Genomic DNA, 22,573 nt, shown 5'->3' with positions numbered 1-22,573 from the left:
CGACATCCGTCCGCCGTCGCGCCCGCACCGGCCGGCCGATCGACGGCACAGATGCCAAGGAGGTCCTACATGTTCAGAGTCCGTACCCGTCGCCGGCCGTGGGCGCTCGCCCTCGCCGCGACCGCGATCATCGGCGTAACGGCGGCCCTCGCCGTGCCGGTCCACCCCGAGCCGGCGCAGGCCGCCATCGGGGGGATCACCTGGCAGGACGAGTTCAACGCGCCCGCCGGCGCGCCCGTCGACCAGAGCAAGTGGCGCTTCGACATCGGCGGCGGCGGCTGGGGCAACAACGAGCGGCAGTACTACACCAACAGCACGAGCAACGCCGCGCACGACGGCCAGGGCAACCTGGTGATCACCGCCCGCCGGGAGAACCCCGCCAACTACCAGTGCCACTACGGCCGGTGCGAGTACACCTCGGCCCGGCTGCTCACGGCCGCGACGTTCACCCAGGCGTACGGCCGCTTCGAGGCCCGTATCAAGATCCCCCGCGGTCAGGGGATCTGGCCGGCGTTCTGGATGCTCGGCAACGACATGAACAGCGTGGGCTGGCCGAACGCGGGCGAGATCGACATCATGGAGAACATCGGCCGGGAGCCGAACACCGTCTACGGCACCATCCACGGCCCGGGCTACTCGGGCGGCGGCGGCATCACCGGCAGCCGCACCATCGGCCAGCCGCTCGCCGACGGCTTCCACACCTACCGGGTGGACTGGGAACCGAACTCCATCATCTGGTACCTGGACGGCGTCGAGTACCACCGGGTCGACCCGGGCCGGCTGGGCGGCAACCGCTGGGTGTTCGACCACCCCTTCTTCATGATCCTCAACGTGGCGGTGGGCGGGAACTGGCCGGGCTACCCCGACGCCACCACGCAGTTCCCGCAGCAGATGCTCGTGGACTACGTGCGGGTCTCGGGCTACACCTCGGGCGGCAACCCGCCGCCGGGCACCACCGCGATCCGGGGCGCGCTCAGTGGCCGCTGCATCGACATCCCGAGTGCGAACCCGGTCGACGGGGCCAAGCTCCAGATCTGGGACTGCAACGGCACCGTCGCGCAGGCCTGGACGTTCGCCGGCGACGGCACGATCCGGGCGATGGGCAAGTGCATGGACCCGGCCTGGGCCGGCACGGCGAACGGCACCGAGGTCAACCTCGTCACCTGCAACGGCAACCCGGCGCAACGCTTCACGCTCAACGCCGCTGGTGACCTGGTCAACCTGAGCGCGAACCGTTGCGTCGACGTACGGGACCGCAACACCGGCAACGGGGGCAAGCTCCAGTTGTGGGACTGCACCGGTGACGCCAACCAGAAGTGGTCGCGCGTCTGACCGGGAGTCTCACCCGCTCGACGGTGGGCCGGTCTGGGCACACGGCCCGGACCGGCCCACCGGCACGCCCGGCCTGAGGCCGGCCGGGGCCACGGTGGGCAGGCGAGCGCTCCCCTGGGAACAGCCGTCTGGCGAGGCGACGCGCGTCGCCCGGCAACTTGCGTCGGGCGCAAACTCCGCACGTCAGGAGATGCCCGCCGTTTGGTCGCGGTGTGACGATCCGGTGGTCCTTGGCGTACGCGATCAGGAGGCCGCCGCCGTGAGTTCCGGTTTGTCGATCGTGCTCTTTCCCGTCGCCCTGGGCATCGTCATGCTCGGCCTGGGGCTCACCCTGACCGTCGACGACTTCCGTCGCGTCGTCGCCTACCCCCGGGCCGTGGTCGTCTCCCTGGTCTGCCAGATGCTGATCCTGCCGGCCATCTGTCTGGGCCTGGTCCTCGTCGCCGACCTGCGCCCGGAGCTGGCCGTCGGGATGATGCTGCTCGCCGCCTCCCCCGGCGGCAGCACCGCCAGCCTCTACAGCCACCTGTTCAAGGGCAACGTCGCGCTCAACGTCACCCTGACCGCCATCAACTCGGTGCTCGCCCTGTTCACGCTGCCGCTGATCGTCAACCTCTCCATCGCCGGGTTCATGGGCTCGGACCGCTCCCTCGGGCTGCAGTTCGACAAGGTGATCCAGGTGTTCGCCCTGGTGCTCATCCCGATCGTGGTCGGCATGGTCGTCCGCCGGCGCCGGCCCGAGTTCGCCGTGCGCATGCAGCGACCGGTGAAGATCCTCTCCATCGTCGTCCTCGTCGTGGTGATCACCGGCGCGTTGCTCGGCATCAAGGACGAGCTCGCCGCCACCATCGGCGCGGTCGGCCTCGTCGTCCTGCTGTTCAACCTGATCAGCCTGGCGATCGGGTACGCCGCGCCGCGCCTGCTGCGCGTCGGGCACCGCGAGTCGGTCGCGTCGTCGTTCGAGGTCGGCGTCCACAACGCCACCCTGGCCATCACGATCGGGATCAGCCCGGCCCTGCTCGACAACAGCGACATCGCCATGCCGGCGGCCATCTACGGCACCCTGATGTTCTTCACCGCCGCCGCCTTCGGCTTCGTCGCCGCGCGCCGTGGCAGCGCCGCGACCGAGCCCACGCGACAGTCGCCCACCACGGTGTGAGCCGCGCGCCGGGCGGTGGCGAAGGCCGCTGGGGGTGAGCGGACAGCGGCCGGAATCCGGGCCATCTTCCCTGCCCCGGGGGATGGACCGGCGCGTCGCCGACGGTGACCATTAGTAGTTGACCGGATGCTCTGGGTGGGGCAGGCGGCGGGGACGACTCCCCGCCGCCCGCCGGCCCGCGGCCCGGCCGCGACCACGTCACCGCGCAGCAAGGAGACACGCCCGTGACCGGAGCCGCCACCCGAACCGAACGCGACAGCGCCTCGCCACCGCCGGCACGGGCGGAGTCGGTCCTGCCGGAGCTGCGCACGATGTGGTGGGAGACAGGAGTGCGGGCGCGGGCGGAGGCGGGCCTGTTCGCCGTCTTCGCCGAGCTGCCCCGGCTGGTCTGGACGGCGGTGCGGATCAGCTGGCGGGCCGACCGGCTCCGGACCTCGGTGGTGGCCGCCGCGACGCTCGGCGGCGGGGCGATGGCCGCGTTCGGGCTGCTGGCCACCCAGCGGGTGCTCGTGGAGCTGTTCGCCGGGGGCCCGACCGCGGACAAGGTGGTCGCCGCGCTGCCCGCGCTCGCCGTGCTGGCGGGGGCGACCGCGCTGCGCGCCGGCATGGGCATCGCCACCGGGTACGCGCAGAACGGGCTCAGCCCGCGGGTGAGCCGGGAGGTGGAGCGCGGCCTGTTCGAGGTGTCCACGGCGGTACGCCTGGAGGCGTTCGACGCCGACGCGTTCGCCGACGACATGGAGCGGGCCTCCCGGGGCACCGCGTCGACGATCGCGCTGGTGGAGTCGTCGATGAACCTGCTCGCCGGGCTGGCCGGCCTGCTCGCCGTGGCGGTCGCCGTCGTCGTCATCCACCCGCTGCTGCTGCTGGCGCTGCTGGTCGCGACGCTGCCCAAGGCGTGGGCGTCGCTGCGGGCCGGGCACCTGCGGTACCGGACCTACACGGCCGGCTCGGTGCGGCGACGGCGGCTGTGGCTGCTGCACCGGCTGATGGCCGAGCGGGCCTCGGCGCCGGAGCTGCGCTCCTACGGGCTGCGCCGGTTCCTGCTGGACCAGTACGACCGGGTGATGGCGGTGGAAACCGACATCGAGCTGGCCCTCGCCCGCCGGGTCACCACGACCACCACGGTCGGGGCTGTCGTCGGAGGAGTCGCCACCGGCGTGGTCTACCTCCTGCTCGGGCTGCTGCTCATCGACGGCCAGATCCCGCTCGCGGCGGCGGCGACCTGCGTGGTCGCGGTGCAGTCCGCGCAACGCTCGCTGGCCGTCGCCACCTTCCAGGTCGACCGCGTCTACACCGAGGGCCAGCACTTCAGCGACTACACCGGCTTCATGACCCGCGCCGCCGCCTACCTGCCCGACCCGGCCACCGACGTCGCGGGCGCCGCACCCGGCCCCCTGCGCGAGCTGACCGTGCGGGAGGTCAGCCTGCGCTACCCCGACCGGGACACCCCCGCCGTCGACCGCGTGACGCTGACGATCACGGCGGGGCAGACCGTGGCCTTCGTCGGCGAGAACGGCTCGGGCAAGACCACCCTGGCCGCGATGATCGCCTCCCTCCGCACCCCCACCGAGGGCGTCATCTGCTGGAACGGGCGGCCCCTGCCCGAGTGGGACCTCGACGGGCTGCGGGCCCGCGTCGCCGTGGTCACGCAGGAATACCACAAGTGGCCGTTCACCGCCGCCACGAACATCGCCGTCGGCGACGTCGAGAGCGAGGCCCGGCAGGACCGGATCGAGGCCGCCGCCGCCCGTGCCGTCGCGCACGACATGATCCGGGACCTGCCCCACGGGTACGAGACGCTGCTCGACCGGACGTTCGCCAAGGGCCAGGACCTCTCCGGCGGCCAGTGGCAGCGGATCACCGCCGCCCGCGGCTTCCTCCGCGACGCCGAACTGCTGGTCATGGACGAACCGTCCTCCGCCCTCGGCCCGCGCGCCGAGGACGCCCTGTTCCAGGCCATCCGGGACCGGCAGGGTCGAGTGACCACCATCCTCATCACCCACCGGCTGGCCAACGTCCGGCACGCCGACCGGATCTTCGTCCTGCACGACGGCGCACTGGTCGAGGCCGGCAGTCACGCCGAACTCGTCGCCGCCGGCGGCCGGTACGCCGAGCTGTTCGCCCTCCAGGCCGCCGGCTACGACGGCACCCACGGCGACCACGCCCGCGCACCTCGGCAGCGCTGACCCGCCGGGCGCCCGGCGCCCCCGGGCGGTGTCCCGGGGGCCCGAGCGTGGCGTCAGTGGATGATGACGGGCGCCTTCGCCTGCCCCGCCTGCTCGTCGTCGAGCAGGTGCGACGGCTCACGCCGGCGGGGCAGGAACGCGGCCGGGATGAACGTGAGCAGCACCAGCGCGAACCCGACCCAGAACGTGGTGGCGAAGGAGCTGGCGGCGAAGTCGAGGCCGCGCTGGATGAGCGACGGGTCGACCGGGAACTGCTGGGCCAGCTCCGGCTGCTGCTGGACGGCGATGGCGAGGCCGGCCTCGCTCACCGGCGCACCGCTCGGGTCGGTCGCCCCGGGGATCGGCCGGGAGCCGTTCAGCTCGTTGGTGAGGATCACCGACATCGTCGCGGCGCCGACGGACCCGCCGATCTGCTGGAGGATGTTGACCAGGGTGGAGCCGCGGGCCACCTCGTGGGCCTTCAGGGTCTTCAGCGCCGAGGTCATGATCGGCATCATGGTGCCGCCCATGCCCAGGCCCATGACGAACAGCGACCCGCAGAGCAGCACGTACGACGTCTGCGGGTCGACCTGGGTGAAGGTGAAGAACCCGACGGCGATGAGTGCCAGCGCGAACGGCACGGTGCGGCCGACGGGGACCCGGTCGGCCAGCATCCCGGCCACCGGCATGGTCACCATCGCGCCGAGGCCCTGCGGTGCGATCAGCAGGCCGGCGGCCAGCGTCGACTCGCCGCGGATCTGCAGGAAGTAGCTCGGGAACAGCATGCCGGCGCCCATGAACGCGATGATGAACACGAACATGGTCACCGTCGCGACGGTGAGGTTGCGGTTGGTGAACAGCCGCAGGTCGAGCAGGGGGTGCCGGGGCCTGAAGGAGTAGAGGACGAAGGCGACGAGGAGCGCGCCGCCGACCAGCATGGGCACCCACACCTCGGTGTCGGCGAACGTGCCGGTCTCGGGCAGCGAGGAGACGCCGTAGAGGAAGAGGGCGAGCCCCGGCGAGAGCATCAGCATGCCGAGGAAGTCGAACGACTCGGAGGGCTCGGGGTTGTCCTTCGGCAGCGCCAGGGCGGCGTAGACGAGCGCCACGGCCCCGATCGGCAGGTTGATCAGGAAGATCCAGTGCCAGCTCGCGACGTCGATCAACCAGCCGCCGAGGATCGGTCCCCCGATGGGCCCGAGCAGCATCGGGATGCCGAGGACGGCCATCAGCCGGCCGATCCGGTGCGGCCCGGCCGCCCGGGTCATGATCGTCATGCCGAGCGGCATGAGCATGCCGCCGCCGAGGCCCTGGAGCACGCGGTAGCCGATCAGCTGCCCGATCGTGTCGGCGTTGGCGCACAGCCCCGACCCGATCGTGAACAGCGCCAGGGCGACCATGTAGAGCCGCTTGGTGCCGAAGCGGTCGGCGGCCCAGCCGCTGAGCGGGATGACCGTGGCCAGCGCGAGCGTGTAGGCGGTCATCGTCCAGGCGACCTCGGCGTACGACGCGTTGAACTCGCGCTGGAAGGTCGGCAGTGCGACGGTGACGACCGTCACGTCGAGAATCGACATGATCGCGCCGAGGACGACGACGCCGGCCACCTTGAGCACCGAGGCGTCGAGCTTGTCCGAGGTCGCGATGGATTGCTGTGTCACGAAGTCTCCTGAAATCCCCGTTGTGGCCGGCGTGGGGCCGTGCCTCGACCTGTCAGTACTGAGCAGTGTCCGCAGGCAGACTAACGACCGGCACCGACGATCGGCGTCCGATTTCCGGCCGGCAGAAGACGGGAGCGGCGCGGCTCTCGCCCGCGAAGGCGCGGCCCGGCGGGCTGACCGGCGCCTCCGGTCAGCCCACCTTGGGTACGGCGCGGGAGATGATGGCGGCGAAGTCGACGCCGCGGGGCAGCGTGCCGTACGCCTGGCCGTGGTCGCCGCCGAGCCGGGAGGCGCAGAAGGCGTCGGCGACGGCGGGGTGGCCGTGCCGCACCAGCAGCGAGCCCTGCAGGACCAGGGCCAGCCGTTCGACGACGCGGCGGGCCCGCAGTTCGACGTCGTCGTGGTCGGACAGGTCGGCCCGCACCTGGCGTACGGCGGCGTCGAGTCGGGCGTCGGCGCCGGCGGCGGCGCCCACCTCGGCCCGGAACGCCTCCATGACCTGCGGCTCCCTGGCGAGGGCGCGCAGCACGTCCAGCGCGGCGACGTTGCCGGAGCCCTCCCAGATCGAGTTCAGCGGGGACTCGCGGAACAGCCTCGGCATGCCCGACTCCTCCACGTAGCCGTTGCCGCCCAGGCACTCCAGGGCCTCGGCGGCGTGCCCCGGCCAGCGCTTGCAGACCCAGTACTTGCCGACGGCGAGGGCGAGGCGCTTGAACGCGGTCTCGCCGGCGTCGCCGCGCGCCGACCGGTCGGTCGCCCCGGCGAGCCGCATCATCAGGACGGTGGCGGCCTCGCTCTCGACCGCGAGGTCGGCGAGCACGTTGCGCATCAGGGGCGCCTCGACGAGGTACCGGCCGAAGGCCCCCCGGTGGGTGGCGTGGTGGGCGGCGGTGATCACGCCCTGGCGCATCCCGGCCGCCGCGCCGATGACGCAGTCGAGGCGGGTCAGGTTGACCATGTCGATGATGGTGCGCACGCCACGGCCCTCGTCCCCGACCCGCCAGGCGACCGCGTGCTCGTACTCGACCTCGGCCGAGGCGTTGGAGCGGTTGCCGAGCTTGTCCTTGAGGCGCATCAGCCGCATCGGGTTGCGCGTGCCGTCCGGCAGGACGCGCGGGACGAGGAAGCAGGTGAGCCCGCCCGGCGCCTGGGCGAGGGTGAGGAAGACGTCGCACATCGGCGCCGACGTGAACCACTTGTGCCCGAGGAGCCGGTAGGTGCCGTCCGGCTCGGGGTGCGCGGTGGTGGTGTTGGCGCGTACGTCCGAGCCGCCCTGCTTCTCCGTCATCGACATGCCGGCCAGCAGTCCCCGCTTGGCCAGCGGCGCACGCAGCCCGAAGTCGTACGTCGTGGCGGTGAGCAGCGGCTCGTACCGCGCGGCCAGCTCCGGGGCGTGCCGCAGCGCCGGCACGGCGGCGTAGGTCATCGAGATCGGGCAGCCGTGGCCGGCGTCGGGGCGCCAGGTGTAGAACTTGGCCGCGCGGGCCACGTGCGCGCCGGGCCGGTCGTCCGCCCACGGTGCGGCGTGCAGGCCGTGGGTGACCGCGGTACGCATCAGCTCGTGCCAGGCCGGGTGGAACTCCACCTCGTCGATCCGGTGGCCGTGCCGGTCGTGGGTGCGCAGGACCGGCGGGTGCTCGTTGGCCAGCCGCCCGTACTCGATCGCCTGCTCGCCGCCGCCCAACCGGCCGAGCTCGTGCAGCTGCGCGGCGGCCCAGCCGGCGCCCTCGCGTTCGAGCCCGTCGAGCAGCGCCGGGTCGTCGGCCGCGTCGTGACCGACCAGCGGGGGAACCTGGTTGAAGACCTCGTGCGTCGTCACGGCGACACTCCCAGCGCGCGGTGGAGGAACGTGGTCAGGTGCTCGATGGTGCGCGGCCCGGCGACGCCGGCGGCCAGCGGACCGACCATGGCCTCGGCCAGGGCGCCGACCAACGCGGTGGCGGTCAGCTCGGGATCCTGCGCAGGGAGCTCGCCCTTCGCCACCCCCTGCGCGACGTGGCCGGCGATCAGCTCGGCGTAGGCGCGGCGGAAGACGAGCCGCTCGGCGTCGACCGCCGGGTCGGCCGGCTCGGCGAGCAGCGCGTACGCCAGTCGTGGGGACCGCAGCGCCCGGCCGGCGAACGTCTCGACGATGGTGGAGACCCGTGCGGCGACGGTGCTCTCCAGCGCCGCCGCGCGGGCCACCGCGTCCACCTCGCGCTGCGAGGCCGTGCGGAACACCTCGGCGACCAGGTCGGCCTTGGTGGGAAAGTGCCGGTAGACGCTGCCGGTCGCCAGCCCGGCCCGCTCGGCGACGGCGGCCACCGAGCAGCCGGCGTAGCCGTGCTCGGCCATGATCCCCAGCGCGGCGGCGACGATCCGCTCCCGGGACGCACTCAGCCGCGCCTGCACGCGCTCGGTGCTCCGGTAGACCACGCAAGGATTGAACCACCATTCAATCCTTGCCGGCAAGGGCCCACGCTCCGGCGGACGCCAGGCCCGCGACGGGGTCTAGGATCCTTCTCTTCGGCAGGCGTACGCCCCGGAGTCCTCGAAGGCGGCCCCGCCGTGACCCCTGATCCGATCGACGTGAACCGCCGCCTGGAGGCGGCGCTGGCGGGCGTGGCCGCCGCCTTCCGGGGCATGACCGCCCACCGGCGGGAGACCAACTGCGAGTGCCACTGGGGCAGCGCCGAGGAGCTGGCACTGCTCAAGACCCCCGACGCGCCGCTCGACGAGGACCTGCTGCGCCGCACGTACTGGACCACGGACTGGCGCTACCCGGGGCCGCTGCTGCGCCGGATCCTGCCCCCGGTGACCCGGCGCCTCGCGGCGGGCGAGGAGAATGCCGTCTGGGGGATGGACCCCCTGTCCCGCCTGTTCGTCATGGGTCGCTGGCAGGACTGGCCCGCCGCGCAACGCGACGCGGTACGGGAGTTCCTGGCCGCCTGGTGGCAGCACACCCTGGTCGACCCCGGGGCGAAGGTTCCCGCCCACGAGGCGCTGGCCTTCGTCGCCGAGGTGACCGGGCAGCTCGCCCCGTGGCTGACCACCTGGGCGGAGCTGCTGGCCGACCCGACGGCGCGGCGACGGTTGGTCGCGGCGGTCGACGATTGGATGTTCGACCTGCGCGGCGACCGTCTGCCCTGGTCGAGCTGGCGCGACGAGGAGGACACGTCGTGCCTCGCGCTGTCGATGTGGGTGCTGCGGCACGCGCCGCCCGTGCTGCGGGACCACGACGCGTCCGGCGAGCTGTGCGACCTCGTACGGCTGCTCGCCCTCCCCTGCGCGGACCGATGGGACGAGCGCGGCTAGGGATCCGGTCCCCGGGTGGGACCGGCCGGTCACCGGGCGTCGAGATCCGCCGCGCTACGGGCGTCGCCGGGCCCGGCGACCGCGACAGGCCCGGTCTCCACCCGACGCCGGGGGCCCGTACCCCCGTCGAGGACGTCCGGCCAGGCGGCAACGGCGTCGGAAGGCCACCGCCGCAACGCCGAGACGGCAGCCACCGCCAGGACCGCCACCAGCAGCGGCCACCCGGCGGGCCACCGCCCACCTGACACGCGTCCTTCCCTCGCCATGACGGCTCGTCCTTTCCCGGCATCGCGTGCCGTCGCGTCTCCCGATCGCGCCGATCGGCCGCGGAGCGCAGACCGCGGGCCCCGGCCCGCACGTCGCGCACCTCAGTCCCGGCGGTCCTCGTCGCCGCGCTCGACCAGTTGGCGCTGCTCCAGGGCGTCGGCGGGGTTGGCGTCCGCCGGCAGGTCACCCGCCGGCAGGTCGTGCTCGCCCGGCACGGAGGCGCCCTGTTCGGCCAGGTCGGCCTCCGTCGCGTTCAGCGGCTGCGCCTCCGGCGTCTCGTCGGGCTGGCCCTCGTCGAGCAACGGCTGCCGCTGCTCGGCCGCGTCGGCTTCGGGCGGCAGGCCCAGGGGCGGCGGATCCTCGCTGTCGGTCATCGTCGCCCTCCCTCAGCCGGGCAGCAGCCGGCGCAGCACACCCTTGGCGGTGGCGCCCGTCCGGTAGGACTGCACCAGGTACGAGCCGCAGACGATGTTGGCCCCCGCCAGGGCCGGCACCGCGTATTGCGCGAGCCGTTGCCGGCGCTGCCAGGTGGCGATCGTGCCGGGCGTCTGCGGGGTGGGCAGGGTGGCGTCCCGCACCTCGATCCTGTCCCCCCGCCGGTGCGCCTCCTCGGCCAGCTGACCGATCCGCTTCCCGCAGTACGCGGCGTAACCGGTGGCCGCCGCGCCGAGCAGGGTGATGCCCGCCTTGGCCACACCCACCCTGCCGAAGCCCTTCTGCAACGCCATCCGGCGTCCGCCTGTGCGGGCCAGTTGGAGGCTCGCGAGCATCGTGGCGCCGATGCCCAGCCACTGCACGGGGCTGAACCGGCCCCACGCCGACTCGGCGACCCGGATCCGGTCGATGCCCTGCTGCAGGTCGCTGCCGGACTTGTTGACCCCGGCGACGCCCATCACCGTGCCACCGAACCAGAGGGCCGAGCCCACGTCGTGGACCGCCTGGGCCACGGCGTGGTTGTCGGTCGCGGTCGTCTGCATGCTGATGCACCTCCGTCAGGTGGCGGCAGCGGCTCGACGTCCGCTTCTTCCATCCGGTCAGAGCAGTCTCCCCCGGTTCTTCGCCCAGCTCTGCGGGATCGAGGGGGCGTCACCCTAACCGGGCACGGTCGGCCGAGCCGCCACAGCCTGCCGTCCGTCGGAAGACCACCAACTGCCGGCGGAGACCTGACAGCCGTTCCAGTGCGGCCGACCGGTCCCGGTCACGGGGCGTGGCGCCACCAGAGGCGTCCCACGACGAGTTCGTCGAGGTGACGGATGTTGTCGGCGACCATGTGCGCGGGGGCGTCGGCGCGTTGGAGCGCGATGCGCAGGTCCGAGGCGAGATGGCTCGCCTCGCGAACCTCACACTCCGCCCGGAGGGTCGCCGAGGACGTCGTCGTCGCATCGGCGACGACGTCGAGGACGGCCTCGATGTGCGGGCCGGCGAACCGGGCCAGGAAGAACCAGTCGTCGATCGGTTCGCCGAGGCGAGCCCACTCGAAGTCCAGCAGCGCCGTCACCCGTCGATCGTGGGCGAGCCAGTTTCCCCAGTGACAGTCCGCGTGGACCGGGACGACTGCGCGCGCGTGCGACGGCGCGCGCTCCGCGATCGCCGTGAGGCCGTCGAGCACCCGGCGAGGCACGATTCCGTCCCGGTCCAGGGCGGCGAGGTTCTCCACCTCGGCGAGGAGCGCGGCCCGGCTGACGAACCCGCCGTGGTCGAGCGTCTCCTCCAGCGTCTGCCGGGCGTCGGCCGCAGGCGTCCAGCTGTGCAGTGCGTGCAGTCGCTGGACCGCCTCCTCGGCCAGCCGGCGCGCGGTCACGCCGTCCACACCGGGCATGCCCATGCCGGGGGCGGCCCCCGGCACGCGGGCGTAGCAGGCGTACCGGACCTCGCGCGTCTCGAGCTGGTGGAGCCCGCTGTCGAGCAGAGGAGCCGTGATGCCGGTGGGCAGGTGGGGCGCGAGGGCGATCTCCCGGTTCAGTCGCGAGTGACCGGCGACGTCGATGATCTTCACGACGACGTCCGGGCCGACGTAGACGTGGTGGGAGCTGCTGGCAGCGGTGCGCATCGGGCCGGGATCGCGGCCCAGGGCCGCGGCGGCGAGCGCGTGCGCGACGTCGTGGGCTTGCCGCAGGTCGGTCATCGGCGGTCGCGGGGCGGCTGGGGCAACGTCCCGGAGAGGTCCATCCGGACATCCGTTCGTGGGGGCACGTCGCGACACCCTATCCCGTACGTGGCTGGCGGTCCGCCCCTCTCGCGGTCACCAGTCGAGTCGGTACCGCTGTTCCAGGCGACCGCTGCGCGGGTGGGGGGTGGCCTCGCCGTACGGCAGCCAGCCGGTGCTCTCGTACAGCCTCACCGCCTGCGGGTTGTCGACGTAGACGCTCAGCTCGGCCCGGACGAACCCCGCGCCCGTCAGGTGGGCGGGGACGGCCCGCATCAGGTGCCGGCCGACTCCCCGGCCCCAACTGTCGGGCTCGACCCCGAGGTACCGGATCTCGGCGGCCGACCCGTCCGCCGGCACCGGCTCGACGGCGGCGAACCCGACGACCCGGTCGGCGTCGAGGGCGACGAGCAGGAGCGACCGGGGCGTGCCGTCGACCACCGCCTGGATCAGGGGTCGAGCGAGGCGTAGCGGCGCGACCTCGGTGTCGCCGTCGCGGGCCGCCGTCGCCTCCGCCCAGATCCGGGCGGCTTCGTCGATGTGCCGTTCGAGGGTGGTCGGTCGTACCCGCACGTCGCTCATCGGCACAGTCTCGCGATGCGACGTCCCGGTGGCGACCGGTTTCGTCCTCGGCCGGCCGGGCGCTGTCCCCGACCACGGGGAGGGGCGGTCTGCCGGCCCCCGGATCCCGGGGTGATGGGGCACGATGCTCCGCTGGACGGCAACAGGCCTCGGCTTCTCGCCGAGGACGAGTGCCGCGACGTGGCCTACCACCAGCCGGGCCGGCTCGGAGATCTGCTGTTCAACTGGTTCGACTGAACGCGTCGCCGACGGGCTACGAGTCGCGGGGGGACGGGACGAGCTTCCAGGCGACCACGCCGGCCGCGACCAGCAGGGCTGCCGCGATGAGCGAGGTCGTCTGCATGGCGTGGACGAAGGCCTCGCGGGCGGCGGCCAGGATCTCGACGCCCTGCTGCCCGTCGCCGTTCAGCGCCTTGTCGGCGGCGGCCAGTGACTCGTGCACCGCCTCGCCGGTCGGGCCGGGCAGGGTCGACAGGTCGGGCAGGGCCGACCGGTAGAGGACGGTCTGCAGGGTGCCGAGCAGCGCGATGCCCAGGGCGACGCCGAGCTCGTACGCCATCTCGGAGATGGCGGAGGCAGAGCCCGCCCGGTCCTTCGGCACCGCGCCGAGCACCGCGTCGGTGGCGGCGGTGAAGGCGAGGCCGACGCCCAGGCCGATGACGACCAGGCCCAGTGCCAGCGGCGCGTAGCCCGCGTAGCCCTCGCCGAACGTGAGGACGACCATGCCCGCGCCCGCGGTCAGCAGCGCGACGCTGAGCGCACGGCCGACGCCGAGGCGGGCGAGCACGGCAGCGGCGATGGCGACGACCGCGATGGAGGCCAGGGTCAGCGGCAGTTCACGCAGGCCCGCCTGAAGCGGCGAGTAGCCGCGCACGAGTTGCAGGTACTGGGAGAAGAAGAACAGCAGGCCGCTGAAGGCGAAGATGGCGATCAGGCTGGCGACGACGGTGCCGGTGAAGACCGGACGGGCGAACAGCGTGAGGTCCACGAGCGGGGCGGACAGGCGGCGCTGACGGCGCACGAACAGCACCGCGCCGACGAGGCCGGCCGCGGCCGCGCCGACTCCGGCCAGGTCGAGGCCGGCGGTGGCGGCGTGCTTGACGGCCCAGACCAGGGCGACGATCGCCGCCACCGACAGCAGGGCGCTGAGCAGGTCGAAGCGCCCGGGACGCGGGTCGCGCGACTCGGGCACCAGGGCGGCGACGCCGGCCAGCACCAGCAGCATGACCGGGACGTTGATCACGAAGACGGAGCCCCACCAGTAGTGCTCCAGCAGGACTCCACCGACCAGGGGGCCGAGCGCCGCGCCGCCGGAGGCACCGGCGGACCAGACGGCGACGGCGCGGGTGCGCTGACGCGCCTCGGTGAAGATGTTGCGCACGATCGACAGCGTCGAGGGCATGAGCGTCGCGCCCGCCACGCCGAGCAGCACCCGGGCCGCGATCAGCCAGCCGGCGCTGGGAGCGAAGGCCGCCAGCAGCGACGCGGCGCCGAAGCCGGCGACGCCGATCAGCAGTAGCCGCTTGCGCCCGATGCGGTCGGCCAGCGTCCCCATGCTGATCAGCAGGCCGGCGAGGGCGAAGGAGTAGGCGTCGCCGATCCACAGCAGCTGCGTGGCGGTGGGCTCCAGCTCCGCGACCAGTGCGGGCACGGCCAGCGCCAGCACGGTGCCGTCGACGGCCAGCAGCGTGACGGCCAGGGTCAACGCGGCCAGGGCGGCCCACTGTTGGAAGCCGGCGCGCCCGCCGGCGGCGGTGGCGGTGGCGGTGGCGGTGGCAGCGTCGGGTGCCAGATCCGCATTGCTCATGCCGCCAAGCTACGGACCAAATGGTCGGCTGTGCAAGCCATTTGGTCGGCTAAGGTGGTGACGCGCCCGACACCCCAGCGGCGCGGTCGGAAAGCTCAGGAACGGAGGACACGGGCATGCCGCCTCGCGAACGTGACACCGCCAGGACCCGCCGGGTGGTGCTGGATGCCGCCGCCCGCGCTGTCGTCGCACACGGTGCGCGCGTCAGCCTGGATCTCATCGCCCGCACCGCCGGGGTCTCCAAGGGCGGGCTGCTGCACCACTTCCGCACTCGGGAACAGCTGCTGCTGGAGCTGGCCCGCGACCTGGCGGAGCAGTTCACGACCGCCGTGCACGCCGCCGTCGATCCGCGCGACCACGCCCGGGGCCGGCTGGTACGCGGTTACGTCAGGGCGACCTTCGACGGGCTGGGCGACGGTTCGACCGTCCCGGAGCACGTCATCCTGGCCGCCACGCTGGCCGGCGTTCCGGCCGTGGCCGAGTTCCTGCATGAGGACAACCGGATCTGGAGCGAGGCCCTGGACGCCGACGGCCTGGACCCGGACCGGGTGCGGCTCATCACCCTCGCCGCGGACGGGGCCGCCGTCGCCAGTCTCTACGGAGGCGGCACGGACCCGGACGAGGCGAGGCACCTGCGGGACCTGCTCATCCGGCTGTCCCGCGACGAGGGCCCGCTCGTCGACGCGCGCTGATCAGGGCTCGAACGGCGCTCAGCTGACGGGGACGCCGAACCACCTCGGCATCCGGTGGAGGAGATCTGCCTGGTCTTCGCCGACCCAGGCCACGTGACCGTCCGGCCGCAGCAGCACGGCGGGCACGTCCAGTTCCTCGCTGCCGTCGACGACGTGGTCGATCCGGTCGGCCCACCCGGCGACCGAGAGCCGGCCGGTCCGGTCGAGGAGTAGTCCGCGACCAGCGTGCAGCAGCCCGTAGAGGCGGCCCCGCGTCAAGCCGACGTCGCGCATCCGCGTGCCGAGCAGTTCGTGCCCCTCGCCGAAGTCGTAGCGGATCGCGATGGCGGTGATCTTCTCGGTCAGGTACCGGTTCACGTCCTGGAAGTCGATCAGCTCCGACAGCAGCCGGCGCACCGCCCGGGGGCCCGGCTCGGTGGAGAGCAGCTCCATCTGCGCGCGGGTGTTGTCCAGCACGTCGGCGGCCACCGGGTGCCGCTCGGTGTGGTAGCTGTCCAGCAGCCCTTCCGGTGCCCAACCGTTCACCTCGGCGGCCAGTTTCCAGCCGAGGTTGAACGCGTCCTGGATGCCGAGGTTGAGCCCCTGCCCACCGGTGGGCGGGTGGATGTGCGCCGCGTCGCCGGCCAGCAGCACCCGGCCGACCCGGTAGCGCTCGGCCAGCCGGGTGGCGTCGCCGAAGCGGGAGAGCCAGCGCGGTGAGTGCACGCCGAAGTCGGTGCCGGCGAACACCCGCAGCTGCCGCCGGAAGTCCTCGATGGTCGGCGGGACCGTGCGGTCCTCTGCCACCCCCTCGGCCGGCACGACGACGCGGTACACCCCGTCCCCGAGAGGGCCGACGCCGAACCGCAGTTGGGTCTTGCGGACCTCGGCCACCACGGCCGCCACCGTCTCCGGGTCCTCGGTCACCTCCATCTCGCCCAGCAGCGTCTCGACCCGCGTGGGTTCGCCCGGGAAGCCGACGCCGAGCAGCTTGCGCACCGTGCTACGCCCGCCGTCGCAGCCGACGAGGTAGCGCGAGCGCAGCCGCGTGCCGTCGGCCAGCTCGGCGCTCACCCCGTCGTCGTCCTGGCTCAGCCCCACCAGCTCGCAGCCCCGCCGGAGCTCGGCGCCGAGTTCCGTGGCGCGCTCCTCCAGCAGGCGGTCGGTGGTGGGCTGCGGGATGCCGAGGACATACGGGTGTGCGGTGTCCAGCCGGTCCGGCGGCGGCTTGGCGATGCCGGCGAAGAACCCACCGACCGGGTACTGCTTGCCGAGCGCGAGGAACCGCTCCAGCAGCCCGCGCTGATCCAGCACCTCGATGCTGCGCGCGTGCAGGCCGAGCGCGCGGACGTACCTGGTCGGCTCCGCCTCCCTCTCCAGCACGAGCGCGCGCACGCCGTGCAGCCGCAACTCGCTGGCCAGCATCAAGCCGGTCGGGCCACCGCCGACCACGATCACGTCAATCATGGAACCTCTCATTCAGGATCGAGATCCGGCCAGCCGCTCCACGCATCCGGCGGCGCGTACGCCCGCACCCCCGCGCCGGTTCGCGGGCCCTGCGGTTCGACGTCCCTGCGCGCCCATACGCCGACAACAGCACGCGTACGTCACGAATCTCTTGATTAGGCAGGTTCTGCCCTCGGCCGACGATTCTGAGGCACGACCCGGGTCTTGCCGCAAGGCCCCGGGTGCGTTATATGTTGAGAGTGGCGGGGAGCTGACGATCTCCCTGCCTTTGCTTTTTGCTCGCCATGAATGGTCACGGCGGTGCTGTCGACAGCTTCTCCCGCCGGCCTCGGCGCGCCACTACCATGCGGACATGTGCCGATACGCCGAGATCACCTACAAGGTCCACTACGTGTGCGTGTCGTGCCGCCGTAGTCACAAGTACGCCTGGGACGACGCCAAGCACCTCTGCACCTCGTGTCGGCAGCCGATGGTCTTCGCCGGACACGACTTCGCGGCCCCCCGCCGGCGGAACGACTCCGGATGGGCTGCGGTCGCGGCGGTTCTCGGGGCGGGGCTGCGCTACGAGGGTTTCCAGGTCTGCGGATGCTCGCGGGAGCCGAAGTACCGGCCACGAACGCGCGCCCAGGTCCGGTCGCGGCGGCGGGTCGCCGGCCGCCTCGGGTTGTCGGAGGCCGCGGCACTGGCTGCCCGGGATCCGTACGACCTCGGTTGACACCGTGCGGCCCACAGAGGCGCCGTCCACGATGCCCGAAGGCCGGCGGCTCGGACCAGGCCCACGACGCGGCCGTACGCTCGCTCCCCCTGGCAGCAGGGCTTCGACATGGCCGCCGGCGGGGCTTGATTCGACGGGCTCGCCCGGGCTGGTCACTATGGTTGGTCGATGGACGTTGTCAGCACTGCCGACGTCTCGCCGGGCGACCGGTTCGCCTTCTGGCGCGAGGTCAGCGCGACGCTCTGGGTGCCGTACGACCTGGCCCGGGAGCGGCAGGCGGAGACCGGATTCGAGGCGCGGGTCGGCATCAGCGAGTTCGGCCCGGTGCAGGCGACCCTGATGACGACGATGGCGCACTCGGTGCGCCGCACGCCCCGGCTGATCCGGCAGGCCGACCCGGAAGTGTTCAAGGTGAGCTGCATGGTCAGTGGCAGCGGCACGCTGACGCAGGACGGCAGACGTGCGGAGTTCGGCGCCGGGGATCTCGTGCTCTACGACACCTCGCGTCCGTACGTGGCCGAACTCCGGCCGGACGATTCGACGAGCCGGATGCTGCTCCTGCGTTTCCCCCGGGCTCTGCTGCCGTTTCCTCCCCGGGAACTGCGTGAACTGAGCGCCGTCCGCATCTCCGGCGCCCGCGGCGTCGGCGCGTTGTCGTCGCGTTTCCTGCTACAGCTCGCCGACCAGATGGACGAACTGACCCCGGCCGAGACCGCGCGGGTGGCCACCCTGACGCTCGACGTGCTGATCACGGCGTTGGCCGACGCGCTGGACACCCGGAAGGTCGTCCCCGCGGACGCGCGCCGGCGGGCGCTGACCGCCCGCATCCACGCCTTCATCCGCGACCATCTCGGCGACCCGGGCCTGACCCCGGAGGTGATCGCCGCAGCGCACCACATCTCCGTGCGCTACCTCCACAAGCTGTTCCAGCAGGAGGAGCACACCGTCGCCGGCTGGATCCGCGAACAGCGCCTCGAGCGGTGCCGACGCGACCTCGCCGAGCCCCGGCTCGCCGCCCGCACGATCAACGCGACCGCCGCGCGGTGGGGATTCACCAGCGCCGCGCATTTCAGCCAGGCGTTCCGCGCCCGTTACGGCCAATCGCCCACCGAGTTTCGCCAGCAGCTCCCAACCGTGCACGGAGACTAAACACCTGTGCACCCCGCCGCAATGACAAGTGTGGATGCGGCGGGCAGTCTCGTCTCAGGAAGTCGGCTCATCCGAAGCGACAGCACTGAGAAGGGAAAATCATGCGCTCGTGGGCAAAGCGACTCTACCGGGCCACCGCCGCGGCCCTGGTCCTCGCCATGCTGCCGGTCCTGCCCGGCACGGCGCGGGCCGCCGACGTGGCCTACAACCAGAAGACCCAGGACCTGACCGCCGCGCCGAACAGCGGGATGCCGGTCGCACTCGTCAGCCGCGAGATCACGCTCAGGGACGGCACCTACGGCTGGTGGACCTTCCCCACATCGGCACCGTGCGAGACCTACACCGGCCGCATCCTGCCCGGCACGTACACCTGGACGGACCAACTCTGGCCCGGGGTCCCCAGCGCCGGAACCTACCGGCACCACAGCTACCTCACCGAGGAGAACGGCGGCTGGTCGTACCACATCCAGTGTGACTTCCGGCTGTCCGCCACCGGTTCGTACACCTGGGGCAGCGGTCTCGATCCCCACTTCTGATCCCGCATCCACCGACACGGCTGACCCCACAGTCCGTCACATCGTCGAGGAGATCCGCATGAGACTCGCACGCATCTCGATCGCCGCCGTCATGTTGGGCAGCGCCGCCGTGCTGGCGGTCGCCGCTCCGGCCCAGGCGTCCTGCCCGCAGGGGATCGCCAGCTTCGAGCCGCAGGTCAACGGCACGTTCGCCGGGACCGGCATCAACATCCGCACCGGGCCCGGCCCCGACTGCACCTCACGCGGCCAGGGCCAGCCCGGTCAGACCGCGACGTTCCGCTGCTGGCGGACCGGGCACGACGGCGCCCGCTGGACCTACCTGCACAACCGCGCGACCGGCGTGTCGGGCTGGTCCCGAAGCGACCTGCTCTCCGGCGGAGGCGCCACGGTCTCCTGCGGCGTCTGAGCCGCAGCCGCGCACCAGCATTCAGACCCAAGGCCGTCGCAGACGGCAGAGCGCGATGGTGTGCGTAGCGTGGACGGCGCCGCGGTCGCCTCCCCGGTGGAGGCGGCCGCGGCGCCCCCGTCCCGAGCTCGCGGGGATGGCGGCAACTCCACAGAGGTACGCCAACACGGCTTCGGAGCAAAGCCGGGCGGGCCGCTGACTGTTCTCCCCGAACGGCAGCGGCCCCGAGGACGTGGTTCAGCTGTTGCGATTCGGGTCGGTGAGAGCGTCCCAGTCGTCGGCGCTCATCAGGGGCGGCGCCCAGTGCGGCAGGTAGAAGGGTCGCCGCGGTGGATCGGCCACCGTGAACGGCTTGAACTCCGGATCCGCGATCACCCGGTAGACGAACTCGGCCGTCGACATGTCGAGCTGGTGCCACGGCTCGATGCCGTCCCACCGCGCGACCACAGGCCACCGGTCGGGCTCCACCGAGCGGTCCGCCAGCCAGTAGTACTCCCCCTCGGTCTGATCGCTGCCCCACTGGATGAGCCCCGATCCCTTGTCGGGCTCGTACATCTCGTAGGGGGCCCACAGCCGCGCGGACTCATGCCCGGCTGCCCACTGCCGACATGAGGCCCACGTCCGAAGCAGCGGCTGCGCGTGGTCGTCGGTCGGCCGCAGAAGGTCCAGGTACGCGTAGAACGCCCCCGGCACGAACCGTCGACACAGCTCCTTGAAGTCCGACGGCAGCGCCACGCCCAGTTCCGCTTCCACCTGCTCCCAGCCGGCACCACCCTCGGGCTCGTGGCGCCACCCGGTCACCTCGATGATCCGGTCGATCCACGTCAACTGGTCATTCACGGCCGGCAAAGTAACAGCAGAGGCGGACATCCCCACGTCCGGTCGTCACCCACCCGCTGACCGATGCTGAACCTCACCGCCGTACGCAAGCAGAAACGCCACCTCCCTTTCTGGAATGTGGGGTGAAGCGGTTTGGCGTCCATCGTGCGACCGTGCGGGCGCTCGCTCGACGCGCTGGGTTCGGGCACGCTGAATGATGAGTGGAAGCCCGCGCTCAACGCGTTCGCGATCACCTTCGCCGGTCGGTTCGAGAGAACCACTCACTAATGAAAACGGCCGGGCCTCACGCACCGCCTACCGGGCAGACCCGATTCGTGCAGCGGGCACGCCGTGTTGCGCGGCGAGAAGGCTACCGACGACGCGCGGCCCGCGAGCTTGGCGCGAAGGGACTGCCCTGAGTCAGCGCGCGCGCCGGTAGTGCATGGCAACCGCACCGCCACGGAGCGGCTTCGCCGAGACCAGCTCGAGCCGTCGCGTGCTGGGCAGCCCACTCTGGTACAGGGTCGGGCCGTGGCCGGCGATCCTGGGGTGGACGAGGAACTTGTACTCGTCGATCAGTTCCAACCGGTCCAGCTCGGTCGCGAGCTTGCCGCTACCGAGGAGCACGCCGGCCGGGGTCGCGTCCTTGAGCTTCTGCACGCCCGCGCGCAGGTTGCCGGTGATGTGGTGGCTGTTGGTCCACGGGAAGTCCTTTCGCGTGGACGACACCACGTATTTTGGTTTGGCCTCCAGCTTGACCGCCCACTCGCGCATCGCCGGCGGTGCCACCTCGTCGCCGCGGGCGACCGCCGGCCAGTAGCTCTCCATCATCTCGTAGGTGACGCGGCCCCACAGCATCGCCCCGGCCTCGTTCATGAGGCGGGTGAAGAAGGCGCGTGTCTCGTCGTCGGCGATTCCCTCCTGATGGTCGACACACCCGTCCAGGGTGACGTTGATGTTGAAGGTCAAGAGTCCCATGACGCGAGCTTAAGTCCCGACGCGGCGACTCCATAGTTTGCAGGCCGAGTGATGCGGATCAGCAGTGTGCTCGCACAGGGCCGTTGCATAGTTGATGTTGAGGAAACGGCATGATCTTGACCTACTGTCGGTCCGCTAGGCTACGGTCGGCGAAGCATCGCCCCCTGATCGTCACTCAGTTAGTCACCCGCGCGAGGTTCGAATGGCTCGTCGTCCGGCCGGGGTCAATTTCTCCCCGTCGTGCCTCGGCGTCATGACGCTCCACGAGAACGGCTCGACGGAGTGCAGCCGGATGGATTGCCCCGGGACAGAATCGATCCACCTGGCGGCTAACGTGCACGCTTGCGGCCTGCCGGACTGCGATCGGTGCCCGTCGGGTCCGAGGTGGAGCAAGCAGATGCCTTCGGTGTGAAACGGGACGAGCGCCACCGTTAGATGCACTTGGGCGCCACTGGTGGTGCCGAGTATGGCCATCTTGCTGTCCCGTGTCGCCCGCCGCCGATTGTTGTTGCGTTCGCTGCCTCTCGGCTGCCTCACCCGAGCTCGCCCACGGCCAGGACGAGTTGGTTCGGGAACTCCTTGTCCCACTGGCCCAGGCTGACGCAGACGGTTCGACCGTCGCGGCATCAGGTGTCGGCGTCCGTAGCGAGTTCGACAAGTGCATCGGCGAGCGGTGGCACCGGCTCACCACGGATCGCTCGATCGAGGTGAAGTCCGACGCCCGTCTGCTTGACCCCGGGGCCGTCCGCGCCGATCGTCACTCACTTGGTCACCCAATTGCCGGGGTGGCCAACTAAGATCCGGTAACCACACCGGAGGGAACCAGATGGAGACATGGCGTGTCCTGGCGGCTGTCATCATCGGTCCGGCTGTGAGCCTCGTAGGCGTCGCCTTGGCCACCAACTTTCGCGGCGTGACGGAATGGCACGTGCGGCGATCGATGTCCACCGCGAGCGTGCTACAGCGAGTTCCGCCATGGCGCCGGCTACCAGACGTCCCGCACGAGGAGCGTCTAGCGCGCTTCATCCTGCTGGAACGGCTGATTGGCATAGCTTTCGCAGCCTTCGGCGTCATGATCTTGGCTACTGTCGGTTACAGCTTCTTGACCGGTCAGCCGATGCAGGCGGTGAAGTAGGCGACATAGCCGGACCGAATTGCCATCCCGATGTTCCTGTGGATGCAAGCGCCGCAAGCCGCTCCGCTGGCGAGGTCGGATTCCCTCGTCCCTTTCGGCGCTCGACCCATCCCGGTCTCGGACCAGGCGGCCGAGGAGACACTGCGCTCCACCATCTCCGGACCGTGCCCGCTGCCGTAGGTCCTCACCGCCACAGGTGTGCGTTATGGCGCTCGTGGTCGGTGCTGTAGCACTCCGCAGCAGCACCGACCACCGCGATTGCTCGGTTCCAATCGCCCCGCTCC

General features: G+C 71.9%; 22 protein-coding genes and 1 pseudogene. 11 read left to right on the top strand and 12 right to left on the bottom strand.

The features are described 5' to 3' along the window. Positions 1 to 69: 69 nt before the first annotated feature. The 3 genes from AB0G08_RS23845 to AB0G08_RS23835 all read left to right on the top strand — a co-directional run bounded on the left by AB0G08_RS23845 (position 70) and on the right by AB0G08_RS23835 (position 4,680). The gene (locus tag AB0G08_RS23845) at positions 70 to 1,332 is read left to right on the top strand and encodes a family 16 glycosylhydrolase (protein ID WP_358091611.1); all 1,263 of its coding nucleotides are present in this window, start codon (positions 70 to 72) and stop codon (positions 1,330 to 1,332) included. A gap of 259 nt (positions 1,333 to 1,591) precedes the next feature. Beyond that, positions 1,592 to 2,491, top strand: a complete 900-nt coding sequence (locus AB0G08_RS23840) for a bile acid:sodium symporter family protein (RefSeq protein WP_358091609.1) — start codon at positions 1,592 to 1,594, stop codon at positions 2,489 to 2,491. Between the two features lie 311 nt (positions 2,492 to 2,802). After that, positions 2,803 to 4,680, top strand: coding sequence for an ABC transporter ATP-binding protein (locus tag AB0G08_RS23835; protein ID WP_358091643.1), 1,878 nt, complete (start codon positions 2,803 to 2,805; stop codon positions 4,678 to 4,680). 53 nt (positions 4,681 to 4,733) lie between these two features. Here AB0G08_RS23835 and AB0G08_RS23830 read toward each other — a convergent pair whose 3' ends face one another. The 3 genes from AB0G08_RS23830 to AB0G08_RS23820 form a co-directional block, all read right to left on the bottom strand. Continuing rightward, entirely contained in the window at positions 4,734 to 6,317 is a 1,584-nt protein-coding gene (locus AB0G08_RS23830) for a DHA2 family efflux MFS transporter permease subunit (RefSeq protein WP_358091607.1), read from the bottom strand. Between the two features lie 190 nt (positions 6,318 to 6,507). Further along, complete coding sequence (locus AB0G08_RS23825) at positions 6,508 to 8,136, bottom strand: acyl-CoA dehydrogenase family protein (RefSeq protein WP_358091605.1); 1,629 nt, start codon at positions 8,134 to 8,136, stop codon at positions 6,508 to 6,510. Beyond that, the gene (locus tag AB0G08_RS23820) at positions 8,133 to 8,732 is read right to left on the bottom strand and encodes a TetR/AcrR family transcriptional regulator (protein ID WP_358091603.1); all 600 of its coding nucleotides are present in this window, start codon (positions 8,730 to 8,732) and stop codon (positions 8,133 to 8,135) included. Before AB0G08_RS23820 ends, AB0G08_RS23825 begins: the two co-directional genes overlap by 4 nt. Before the next feature lie 132 nt (positions 8,733 to 8,864). On the opposite strand from AB0G08_RS23820, the gene AB0G08_RS23815 reads away from it, so the two are divergent. Next, positions 8,865 to 9,611: a hypothetical protein gene (locus tag AB0G08_RS23815; protein ID WP_358091601.1), complete on the top strand. Its 747-nt coding sequence runs from the start codon at positions 8,865 to 8,867 to the stop codon at positions 9,609 to 9,611. 368 nt (positions 9,612 to 9,979) lie between these two features. Here AB0G08_RS23815 and AB0G08_RS23810 read toward each other — a convergent pair whose 3' ends face one another. The 4 genes from AB0G08_RS23810 to AB0G08_RS23795 all read right to left on the bottom strand — a co-directional run bounded on the left by AB0G08_RS23810 (position 9,980) and on the right by AB0G08_RS23795 (position 12,606). Next, positions 9,980 to 10,252 carry a hypothetical protein gene (locus AB0G08_RS23810; protein WP_358091599.1) on the bottom strand — a complete coding sequence of 91 codons (273 nt, stop codon included), beginning with the start codon at positions 10,250 to 10,252 and terminating at the stop codon, positions 9,980 to 9,982. A 12-nt stretch (positions 10,253 to 10,264) separates the two neighbouring features. Further along, a complete protein-coding gene (locus AB0G08_RS23805) occupies positions 10,265 to 10,855 on the bottom strand; it encodes a hypothetical protein (RefSeq protein ID WP_358091598.1) in 591 nt (196 codons plus the stop codon). 221 nt (positions 10,856 to 11,076) lie between these two features. Continuing rightward, complete coding sequence (locus AB0G08_RS23800) at positions 11,077 to 12,003, bottom strand: hypothetical protein (protein ID WP_358091597.1); 927 nt, start codon at positions 12,001 to 12,003, stop codon at positions 11,077 to 11,079. Positions 12,004 to 12,120: 117 nt separating this feature from the next. Further along, positions 12,121 to 12,606, bottom strand: a complete 486-nt coding sequence (locus AB0G08_RS23795) for a GNAT family N-acetyltransferase (RefSeq protein ID WP_358091596.1) — start codon at positions 12,604 to 12,606, stop codon at positions 12,121 to 12,123. 114 nt (positions 12,607 to 12,720) lie between these two features. Here AB0G08_RS23795 and AB0G08_RS23790 point away from each other — a divergent pair, with 114 nt between their 5' ends. After that, the gene (locus AB0G08_RS23790; protein WP_358091595.1) at positions 12,721 to 12,843 is read left to right on the top strand and encodes a hypothetical protein; all 123 of its coding nucleotides are present in this window, start codon (positions 12,721 to 12,723) and stop codon (positions 12,841 to 12,843) included. Positions 12,844 to 12,859: 16 nt separating this feature from the next. Here the strand turns inward: AB0G08_RS23790 and AB0G08_RS23785 are convergent, their stop codons facing one another. Further along, entirely contained in the window at positions 12,860 to 14,413 is a 1,554-nt protein-coding gene (locus tag AB0G08_RS23785; protein ID WP_358091593.1) for an MFS transporter, read from the bottom strand. A 116-nt stretch (positions 14,414 to 14,529) separates the two neighbouring features. On the opposite strand from AB0G08_RS23785, the gene AB0G08_RS23780 reads away from it, so the two are divergent. Further along, positions 14,530 to 15,105, top strand: a complete 576-nt coding sequence (locus tag AB0G08_RS23780) for a TetR/AcrR family transcriptional regulator (protein WP_358091591.1) — start codon at positions 14,530 to 14,532, stop codon at positions 15,103 to 15,105. A gap of 18 nt (positions 15,106 to 15,123) precedes the next feature. On the opposite strand, the gene rox is transcribed toward AB0G08_RS23780, so the two are convergent. Next, positions 15,124 to 16,551, bottom strand: coding sequence for a rifampin monooxygenase (gene rox, locus AB0G08_RS23775; RefSeq protein ID WP_358091589.1), 1,428 nt, complete (start codon positions 16,549 to 16,551; stop codon positions 15,124 to 15,126). A gap of 352 nt (positions 16,552 to 16,903) precedes the next feature. Here rox and AB0G08_RS23770 point away from each other — a divergent pair, with 352 nt between their 5' ends. The 4 genes from AB0G08_RS23770 to AB0G08_RS23755 all read left to right on the top strand — a co-directional run bounded on the left by AB0G08_RS23770 (position 16,904) and on the right by AB0G08_RS23755 (position 19,357). Then, positions 16,904 to 17,266 (top strand): hypothetical protein, encoded by a 363-nt coding sequence (locus tag AB0G08_RS23770; protein WP_358091587.1) that lies wholly within the window; start codon positions 16,904 to 16,906, stop codon positions 17,264 to 17,266. 168 nt (positions 17,267 to 17,434) lie between these two features. Further along, positions 17,435 to 18,415: a helix-turn-helix domain-containing protein gene (locus AB0G08_RS23765; RefSeq protein WP_358091585.1), complete on the top strand. Its 981-nt coding sequence runs from the start codon at positions 17,435 to 17,437 to the stop codon at positions 18,413 to 18,415. Between the two features lie 101 nt (positions 18,416 to 18,516). After that, on the top strand, positions 18,517 to 18,951 hold the full coding sequence (locus AB0G08_RS23760) for a hypothetical protein (protein WP_358091583.1): 435 nt from the start codon (positions 18,517 to 18,519) through the stop codon (positions 18,949 to 18,951). A 58-nt stretch (positions 18,952 to 19,009) separates the two neighbouring features. Continuing rightward, positions 19,010 to 19,357, top strand: coding sequence for a hypothetical protein (locus AB0G08_RS23755; protein WP_358091581.1), 348 nt, complete (start codon positions 19,010 to 19,012; stop codon positions 19,355 to 19,357). Positions 19,358 to 19,393: 36 nt separating this feature from the next. On the opposite strand, the pseudogene AB0G08_RS23750 reads toward AB0G08_RS23755, so the two are convergent. The 3 genes and pseudogenes from AB0G08_RS23750 to AB0G08_RS23740 form a co-directional block, all read right to left on the bottom strand. Next, positions 19,394 to 19,543 (bottom strand): annotated as a pseudogene (locus tag AB0G08_RS23750) (transposase); the annotation flags it as partial. Positions 19,544 to 19,594: 51 nt separating this feature from the next. Then, a complete protein-coding gene (locus AB0G08_RS23745) occupies positions 19,595 to 20,197 on the bottom strand; it encodes a hypothetical protein (RefSeq protein ID WP_358091579.1) in 603 nt (200 codons plus the stop codon). 399 nt (positions 20,198 to 20,596) lie between these two features. Beyond that, positions 20,597 to 21,154, bottom strand: a complete 558-nt coding sequence (locus AB0G08_RS23740; protein ID WP_358091577.1) for a dihydrofolate reductase family protein — start codon at positions 21,152 to 21,154, stop codon at positions 20,597 to 20,599. Positions 21,155 to 21,980: 826 nt separating this feature from the next. Between AB0G08_RS23740 and AB0G08_RS23735 the strand changes: the two genes are divergently transcribed. Next, entirely contained in the window at positions 21,981 to 22,289 is a 309-nt protein-coding gene (locus AB0G08_RS23735) for a hypothetical protein (RefSeq protein ID WP_358091575.1), read from the top strand. The last annotated feature ends 284 nt before the right edge of the window (positions 22,290 to 22,573 follow it).

It is taken from the genome of Micromonospora sp. NPDC023644, from assembly GCF_040640115.1.
In the GTDB taxonomy this organism is placed as follows: Bacteria; Actinomycetota; Actinomycetes; order Mycobacteriales; family Micromonosporaceae; genus Micromonospora.
The sequence above is the reverse complement of the archived record's forward strand: the minus strand, read 5'-3'. Positions and strand labels throughout refer to the sequence as shown.